The organism is Candidatus Polarisedimenticolia bacterium, assembly GCA_035764505.1.
In the GTDB taxonomy this organism is placed as follows: Bacteria; Acidobacteriota; Polarisedimenticolia; order Gp22-AA2; family AA152; genus AA152.
This window is the reverse complement of record DASTZC010000257.1, coordinates 1-7890: the sequence shown is the minus strand read 5'-3', so window position 1 is coordinate 7890 and position 7890 is coordinate 1. Positions and strand designations below refer to the sequence as shown.

General features: G+C 65.9%; 5 protein-coding genes. 1 reads left to right on the top strand and 4 read right to left on the bottom strand.

Going from position 1 to position 7890, the window contains the following annotated elements; all coding sequences use genetic code 11:
* The 4 genes from VFW45_16760 to VFW45_16745 all read right to left on the bottom strand — a co-directional run.
* On the bottom strand, positions 1 to 653 hold a 653-nt coding region (locus tag VFW45_16760), incomplete at its 3' end, for a hypothetical protein (protein ID HEU5182439.1).
* A 73-nt stretch (positions 654 to 726) separates the two neighbouring features.
* Complete coding sequence (locus VFW45_16755; GenBank protein ID HEU5182438.1) at positions 727 to 2901, bottom strand: multicopper oxidase; 2175 nt, start codon at positions 2899 to 2901, stop codon at positions 727 to 729.
* 564 nt (positions 2902 to 3465) lie between these two features.
* Positions 3466 to 4785: a radical SAM protein gene (locus VFW45_16750; protein ID HEU5182437.1), complete on the bottom strand. Its 1320-nt coding sequence runs from the start codon at positions 4783 to 4785 to the stop codon at positions 3466 to 3468.
* Between the two features lie 44 nt (positions 4786 to 4829).
* Entirely contained in the window at positions 4830 to 5993 is a 1164-nt protein-coding gene (locus tag VFW45_16745) for a multiheme c-type cytochrome (protein ID HEU5182436.1), read from the bottom strand.
* Positions 5994 to 6384: 391 nt separating this feature from the next.
* Between VFW45_16745 and VFW45_16740 the strand changes: the two genes are divergently transcribed.
* On the top strand, positions 6385 to 7890 hold a 1506-nt coding region (locus VFW45_16740; GenBank protein ID HEU5182435.1), incomplete at its 3' end, for a heavy metal translocating P-type ATPase.

Below are 7890 nucleotides of genomic sequence, written 5' to 3'. Positions count from 1 at the left end.
GCAGCGTGAACGACCAGTCGGAGGAATACCTCGCCGTCGAGGCCATGCTCGAGCTTCTCCCAGCGTACAGCCACTTCCCGACCCTCGGCATCCATCGCGGCCAAGTCGCTCTCGAGCAGCCGCGTCGCGCCGCCTGGGTCGGGATAGACGACCCGGCTCCCGTCCTCGCTCACCTTCATGGCCAGGGTCCCGGAGACGGCAAAATCGAAATACAGAACCTCCGCGCCCGGCTCCTCGGGGATCTCGAGCATGTGCTCGATGCCCTGAGGGGTGTTGCGGAAGCGTTCGATCAGGCTGCCGCGCAGGTACTCGGCGCGGTCTTCCACCCCCGCGAGCCAGGCGCGTCCTGCCGGGCGGGTCGCCTGGCTGCTTCCGAAGCGCACCAGGGTTTCCGACCATTCCCACGGCTTTTTTTCGGCCGGGAGGATGGGAACGAGCCGGAGCGATTCTTCGCTGAAAACGAGGCGGAGCCTCAGTCGCTCGGATTGCGCTTTCCCGATCCCATGATTCCAGGCCAGTCCATATCCGGCAGAAACCGCCGAATCGCGCGATGGCGTCGGGTTCGCGGCGGCAATCTCCTCGCCCCGGGCGGCAAACGCGGCAAGCGCGAGTGCGGCGAGCAAGAGGAGGATTCGCGGAGGCAGGCGGAGCACCGGAGGTCTCCAGTCGGAGGAGGAAAGAAGCGGGGGCCGTCAGGAAACGGCCCCCGCGCGAGGAGACGACTCTTCAGTAGTCGATCCCCTTGATGTAGGTGCGGATTGCGTTCTCATTGGGGATGACGCTGGTGGGCCGCATCATCTCGTTGTCCTCATGGTCGATGATGTGGCAATGCCACACGTAGCCATGCCCGCCATCAGGGCTGAAGGCATAGTAGGCGTCGGCGGCAGAAGTGGTCGCCGGCAAGGACATCGGCGCCCACCGGACGGCGATCCGGGTGACCTGCCCGGGGTACATCGCCACCGTGTCCTTCCATCCCGCCTCATTGGCGTCCGGCGGACGCGCCGGACCACGCAGGAAGGGCCCTACAGCGGGATTGCCCCCGACGGCGCCATCGGCGTTGGGAACGTTGTAATCGTTGGGCGGGCCGAAGGCGTCGATGATGTCGCCGCCATACGCTTCCGCGTAGGCTGTGAAGAATCTCCTGACGTCGAAGTTCTGGCGGTTGATCAGCTGGAACTGAACGAGGTGCAAATGGATGGGGTGGGCATCGGCCGTCGTGTTGATGATCTCCCACACTTCCGTCTCGCCTTCCTGTGGAAGCTCCGAATAGCCGGTCGTCATGCCACCGACGGAGATCGGAGTGAAATCGGAGCGGATGGTTCCATCGGCACCCATGCCCATATAGAGGGTGTTGTTGACCAGGACCTCCTCAGGACCCCCCTCATAATCGATCCCGTTGACAGTCGTCGCATTCTCGATCACTTCGTTCAGGGTCAGCTGGCGCGTCTTCTGCACCACCACACCGGGTGCCAGCGCGCCCGCAACGGGATTCGCCAGCCGGACCATGGGAGTGCGCAGAGCTCCCCCATTGGCGGGGTTGTAACTCGTGTCGGGTCCTGTGCTGGGCACGACGCGGAACTGCATGATTCGGCCCAGGGTATTTCCGTTCACCGTGTCACCGGCCGGGAATGGCGTCTTGGCGGTGTTGCGCAGGAACAGGTTGGTCCCGGGTGCCAGCCCGGCGAAGTCGACAATGATGTCGGTCCGTTCGCCCGGCATCATGCGCAGCTTCTGCAGCTGGTTGCCGGGAGCGTTCGGATCGATCAGAACGGGAAAGTCGAGGTAGCCTCCATCGGTTCCGATCTGCCAGAAGGCGGGTCCCTTCGCTTTCGTGACGGCACCGGTCAGGAACAGCTCGTAGGTGCGCGCGTTGGAGCCGTTGATGATCAGGAAGCGATAGCGCTTCGGCTCGACGTTGAGATAGGGCCACGTATGGCCGTTCACCGCGATCGTGTCGCCCGTGAATTCCGGAATCCAGAAAGGATGGTCTGGATTGGGATTGAGCGGGTATCCCGCCGGAAAGTAGAGCTGTCCGTCCTTGTCGAACATCCGGTCCTGAATCACGAGGGGAATGGGGCCCGGAAGATTGGAAGGAATCGAGGTGTCGGTCGGATCGGTGATCAGATATCCACCGGCGAGTCCCGCATAGACATTCAACCGGGTCGCCCCCAGGGCATGATCGTGGAACCAGATCGGGGCCGGCTCCTGCTCGTTCGGGTAACGGTACACGGCCATGTTGGTGCCGAGGCCGCCGGTTCCCGGGAAGCTGTAATAGCCGTGTCCCTGGTAAAGGCCGTCGCTGGTGAACCAGGCATCGGGGCCGCCGTCCAGCTCGGGCGGCACATCGCCGCCGTGCAGGTGGACCACGGCGGGAATCGGGCCGTCATAATGCTCGGCGCATTCCCCCACGGGCGGCTGCCCTTCGTGCAGCTCCTCCGAGCAAGCATTCGCCTCCTTGTTGAGAGGATCGGCCCAATGAACCGTCTGATCGGTTGAGTTCTTGTAGGCCAGGACGTGGGTAGTGGAAGCATAGCCGAGTTGGTTGACAAACGTCGCGGTAAGCGGAACTCCGCGCTGCGCGATGATCACGGGACCCGTGTAGGTCGGCTGGGTTGTGGTGGGGCACACGGTGCCGGGAATGTAGCCCCACACCCAGGTCTCCGGCATCACGCCGGGCGCGAAAGTCCCGGTGGACAACACGTTGGCCTTGAACTCGCACATGGAAAGGGTCAACGCTCCCTGCGTGCCGTCCACGATGGTCGGAATCGGCAGGGGATCCACGAACTGCGGGATGCTCGTGGGAGAGATCGGGACTTGCTCGTTGTCCTCGGACAGTGCGGGGACGGCGGGCAGGGCAGCGGCCAGGGCGGCGGCAAACAACGCGAGCAGGATTCTCTTCATATCGTCACTCCTCTTGCTCCTGGGCTATCGATTTCTGATCCAGACCGGGATGGACGCGAGCCCTTTCGGCTCACCAGGCAGATGCCCATGGACCAGCGAGGTCTTTCAGATCGAGCTTTACTCACGATAGCGCTGAGGCAAACCATGTCTGTGTGACCTCCTCATGGGAGGCCTGTTCGATCAGGCAGCATCGCGAAAACCAGTACCTACGAACCGTGGCGACGAAGGAAAAGCGCTTTTCGCGAGACCACTTTCGCAACAGACGTGCCACTCGGCCGACGAAGAAACGCGCCGTCCGCATGTGATGGACCGGCATGACTTGCGGCAGAAGGTCGTTAGGAGCGAGTGGAGACGAGGCTTCGCGGCGGCAGGCTTTCGGCAAATTCTGCGCCGTTCTCAACGACGCGAGCGAGGTTATTGCGGGACGGCCGGGATGATCAGGGGCGTTGCCTTCTCGGCGTCATGGACTTCAAGGGGAGGACCGCAGAAAATCGCCGGGCATGGCGCGGCATCGGGAAATCTCGATCGCCGCCGTGCCGCGCTTCGCACGCGCCGGTTTCTCGATCAATGAACGGCGGCGCTGTCGGAAGCGGCTCTCGTACCGGGCGGGAGCTTCGCCATGAGCCGATCGACGCGGCGCTGGAAGCGGGCACCGAAGGCGCGGGACATCGCGCGGAGCTTCAGCTCCTTCCAGAAGTATTTCCGGGGATTGTCCATCAGGTACCGGCATTCCTCCGGCAGGAGGACCAGGCTCACGTGAACGTTGGGAGCCACGCCAATCGGCAGGTTGTTCTCCATGCAGGCCTCGTACAGCCGGCGGAAAACCGCCACCATCTCCTCGGTGCGCGGCGGCGGCGCGTCTTCCAGGTCGGTTCCTTTCAGAGGTCGGAAGACACAGACCGTGGGAATGGCCCCCACCGAGGTGATCCATTCGATTGCAGCAATCGAGGACACCGGAGGCTCAAGTCCCGCGATGATCTCGCCGTTCGCCACCCAGGGCTCCCCTCCTGCCGATCGCTTCGATAATCCGGCGCAGTAAGCAACCGCGTCGAGGTAGCGCTTCAGGCCGTACTCCCGGTCCTTTCCGGGACAGATGCTCCTGAAGCATGCCTGATCGAAGATCTCGAAACAGAAAGAGACCCGGTTGACTCCCATCCGGCGCAGCGCGTCGTAGCGCCGCAGGTCGTGGTGGGGCGGCGTCTGCACCCCGACCAGCAGTCCCGTCTCACGCTTCAGCCGGCGCAGGAAAGGCTCCAGGATGTCGAGATAGGTGTCGCCTTTGTAATGGCCGGTGTTGAAATCGACGTACGTGATCCCCGATTCGCGTCGCGCCGCCCGCACCACCTCCATCACCTCGTCGACCGATTTCTCGTCGGCATCGTCGAGCCCCAGATTCAAGCCGACCGAGCAGAATTTGCAGTTTCCCTTCGGCTTCTCGAGCCAGTAGTCGCACACCTTGGCGGGATAGACGCCCAGGTAGGTCCCCTGCAGCGTCCCGATGCGGGTCATCGGCTTGCCGCTCGAGGTGGTGGCTTCGTACCAGGCCGGCCTCGGGGCGAGGCGCACCGGGACATCGGCCGCGGGAATGCGCAGCGTGCGGCCCGACTCCGGAGCCGGCGTCTCCTCGTACCGGCGCAGGACGTACCCCGAGGGCGAGCGGTGCAGGACATACGGCGAGGAGGCGGCGAAGCCTTCCGCCACCGGCACGTTGGTCCAGAGCCCTCCCGGGAGGATCAGCTCGAGTCCCGAGCCCAGTCCCGCGCGCGTGCGCAGGATCTGGCGCCCGCCGTCTTGCATGAGAAAGCAGGAATCGTCGAGCCGCAATCCACGACAGTAAAGGTCCAGCTTCAGCAGCGCCGGGTTGCGTCGGACATCGATTTCCATCGTGTGCTCCTGGCGCAGCCGTGCCCGACGCTGCCTGCGGATGCTCAGCGGGCCGGAACTTCGCGGCGCTCCTGGGTGATGACGGTGGTCTTGATGGGAGATTCGGGATCGGTGGCGTCTCGGTATTCCAGACGGGCCACCACCGCGCGGGCCCGGTCGGGAAGGCTCACCCGGAAATACTGCCTCCGCGTCTCCCCGGGGCGGAGCCGCGAGTCTTCTCCTTGAGAGGAGGCGCGCAGGAGCATGTCGGCGAGCGTCCGCAGCGCCACCCCCTGCCCGTCGCGCAACTCCCGCCGGAACTCGGTTTCTTCCATGCTCTCGAAGGCGCCATCGGTCGTCTCGATCCCCACCACCAGCGCCAGGCTCTTGGTCGGCAGGCCGCCCGGGATCCGGTGGCCGGCCGCGGCATTGGTGACCGCGACGCGGATCTCGGCGGAGGCGCGGCTGGTGGAGAACGATTCGATCTTCAGATCGAGTCCCCGGTTCAGCTGGCTGAGGGAGCTGCCTCCGACCAGGCGGTGGAGATTGATCACTCGCGGTCCCTGGCTGGCCATCATCTCGGGCTTGGCGGCATCCCCGGGGATCGGCGCCATGTGGCAGTCCTGGCAGGAGACCCCGCGGGCGGGATAGGGGCCCGCCACCCAGTCGTCATAGGTCGTCAGGATGTGCGCTCCCGCCTGCCCCTGGAGCTCATGGCAGGCGGCGCACAGCAGCGGGCTTCCCCGGTGCAGGAACGAGTAGTCGGTCCCATGCCCTTTGACGGGGCCGGCATAGGCAATCGGTCCCCGCTTCACGTTGCCGGGAGCGAGAGAGAAGGGCTGTCCGGTCCGCTCCAGGTCGACGGAGGCGACGGTGTGGCAGAAATCGCAGGTGACTCCCTCCCGGCTGATCGGGTCGGCCAGCTTGCGGTCGCCGGTCACCAGGGTCGTCGGTGCGTGGCAGCCGGCGCACCATCCTTCGAGCTTGTCCCGCGCGTCGCCGCCCTGCTTGAGCACCCCGTCGCGGACGCTCTTGAAGGTCGTCGAGGTGGCCGAGCGGGCATGGGCCGATTGCTCCCAGGCACGATGTATCTGCGTATGGCAGCGGGCGCACTCCGTCGCGGAACTGTAGGGTCCGGCCCCTTTCGTCCCGCCGGCGCCGAAGGAGCGGGTGCTGGCCGCCGAGGCTGCCAGGGCGAGAACAATCACGATCCGGCGCAAGGAATGCATGGGATCCTCCAGAAGGGTAAGCATCGCAACCTTTATGCCCGGCCAGGTGGGTGCGCCTGGGACGCTCAACTGTGGGACAATGCCTTCTAAACCAGGACGGTCAGCCGGATGACTGCTCGGAGATTGCCGCCCGACAGCCGCGGGATCATACTCGATTTCGCTGAGCTAACCTCAACAAATGGAGGACTTGTGCTTGGCGTGAAGGCCTGGCATTCTTCCCGGCGCAAGGCTCGCCCGCGAAGCGCGAGGCCGGCAGAAGCTGTTGCATCCTCCCACGGCATCCGCCGCGGCTGCCTCGTCGGTACATCGCATGCCAGCAGGATTTGCGGCACGAGCGTCGCCGGTCGCAGATTTTTCGCCCTCGCACCGGGATCACCACGAAAGGAATGACGTGAGGATCGACCCGCGCATCGCCAACCGCATCGTCCTCGTCGTCGTGGTGACGGGCATCGGTGTCGGATCGTTGATGCAAGCCGCCGGAAGGCCCGAGGCGGCGGGACACGCCTGGGCGCTGACCGCCCTCCTGGCGCTGTTTCCTCTGACCTTTTCCGTGGTGCGCGATCTTCTCTCGGGACGCGCCGGCGTCGACATCATCGCGCTGCTGGCAATCGCCGGGTCGCTCGCGCTGGGGGAATACCTGGCGGGCGCCGTCGTCGCGCTGATGCTCTCCGGCGGGCAGGCGCTCGAGGATTACGCCGAGCGCCGCGCGCGCCGCGAGCTGCGCCTCCTGCTGGATCGCAGCCCGCGCCGGATTCACCGGGTGGAAGGGGAGGAGCTGGTCGAGCACGACATCGACGAGGTCAGGCGGGGCGACCTCCTTCTGGTGCGCGCCGGCGAGGTGGTGCCGGTCGACGGGAGGGTGATCGGCGAGACGGCGCTTCTTGACGAATCGGCGCTCACCGGCGAAGCCCTTCCGGTGGAGCGACGGGAAGGGGACCGGGTTCGCAGCGGCACCGTCAACGCCGCCGGATCGGCTTTCAGGATGCGCGCTTCCGCCACCGCATCGGAGAGCACCTACGCCGGGATCGTGAAGCTGGTGCAGCAGGCGCAGGCCTCGAAAGCGCCGCTGGTCCGCCTGGCCGACCGCTACGCCCTTTTCTTCCTGCCGTTGACGCTGGCGACCGCCGCGGTGGCCTGGGGGATCTCCGGAGACCCGATCCGGGGGCTGGCCGTCCTGGTGGTGGCCACGCCTTGCCCTCTGATCCTGGCGGCGCCGGTGGCCTTCGTGGCCGGGATATCGCGCGCGGCCCGCCGCGGCATCATCGTGAAGGGGGGCGGGGCGCTCGAGGTTCTGGCGCGCGGCACGATCCTGGTGCTCGACAAGACCGGCACCGTCACCGGGGGTGCACCGGTGCTGACCGACGTCGTTCCCTTCGGGGAAGTCCCTCCCGAGGAGATCCTGCGGCTGGCGGCTTCGCTGGAGCAGGCGTCGATGCACGTCCTGGCGGAGCCGATGCTGCGCGCGGCGCGCGAGAGAAGCTTTGCTCTTTCGCTGCCGACCGAGACGCACGAGGTCCTGGGCGAAGGGATTCGCGGAAAAGTGGACGGACGCGAGGTGGTCCTGGGCAGGACCGGCTGGGTCCTCGGCAATCGTCCGATCTCGCCGGCGATGCGCCGCGTCCGCCGGCGGGCCCTGCTGGAGGGGGCTTCGGTGGTGATGGTGGCCGTCGACGGGAATCCGGCCGGCGCGCTCATCCTCGAAGACCTGATCCGTCCCGACGTGCCGCGCGCCCTGCGATCGCTGAAACGGATCGGTTTCCGCGAGATCTGGCTGCTGACCGGGGATCATGCCGATGTGGCGGAGCTGGTGGGCGTCGCCCTCGGTGTCGATCGTGTCTTCGCCGAGAGGACGCCGGAGGAAAAGACGCAAAGCGTCGCCGCGGCCCGCCGCGAGGGA

Bases quoted from the DNA above. Each gene is read 5' to 3' on its own strand.
- VFW45_16750 (HEU5182437.1), bottom strand. From the start codon at position 4,785: ATGGAAATCGATGTCCGACGCAACCCGGCGCTGCTGAAGCTGGACCTT.
- VFW45_16755 (HEU5182438.1), bottom strand. From the start codon at position 2,901: ATGAAGAGAATCCTGCTCGCGTTGTTTGCCGCCGCCCTGGCCGCTGCC.
- VFW45_16745 (HEU5182436.1), bottom strand. From the start codon at position 5,993: ATGCATTCCTTGCGCCGGATCGTGATTGTTCTCGCCCTGGCAGCCTCG.